The organism is Streptomyces pseudogriseolus (assembly GCA_002154585.1).
In the GTDB taxonomy this organism is placed as follows: domain Bacteria; phylum Actinomycetota; class Actinomycetes; order Streptomycetales; family Streptomycetaceae; genus Streptomyces; species Streptomyces pseudogriseolus.
Window position 1 is genome coordinate 1 of sequence record MUNG01000453.1, and the last position, 587, is coordinate 587.

The window sequence follows — 587 nt, forward strand, 5'->3', positions numbered from 1 at the left end:
CCGGTGTCCCGCCCCGGGAGCACGGATTCCCGCCCGTGTCCGTCATGCCGCCGCGCGCCGGCGACACCGGTCCCCGGCTGCCCGCCTCGCGGCCCCCGGACCGCCCCGACTCCCCGGTTCCCCTGCTGCTCGCGGACGGCGCGGCGGCCCTGCTCGCCGGGTGGGCGGCCGGCCTACCGCCGGTGCTGCTCGCCCTGCTGGCCGGGGCCTCGCTTCTGCTGCTGCGTCCGCCCGGCGTACGGCCCGCGCTCCCGGCGGTCCTGGACGAACTGCCCGCCATGTGCGGGCGCGTGGCGGTGGCCTGGCTGGCGACGGCGGCGCTGTGGGCGGCGTTCCGGCCGCAGGAGGCACTGTCCGCCGGCACCGTGCTGGCGGGGCTGGCGGCGCAGGTGGCGGTGGGCGGCGGGCTGCGCGCGCTGGTCCACGGACGGCGGCGGGCGGCGCTGCTGCGGCATCCGCGGGCGGCACTCGTGATCGGACCGGCGGCGACCGCGCAGCGCGTGGCCGCCGCCGTGCTGCGCCATCCCCGGTGCGGGGTGCGGCCGGTGGGCGTCGTCGCCGCGCCGGGGGACGGCGGTGACGGGGGC

Annotated in this window: 1 pseudogene; it reads left to right on the forward strand. The window is 81.9% G+C overall.

Annotated features, from left to right (window positions below):
• Positions 1–587, forward strand: a pseudogene (locus tag CCN29_RS30730) (transferase); the annotation flags it as partial.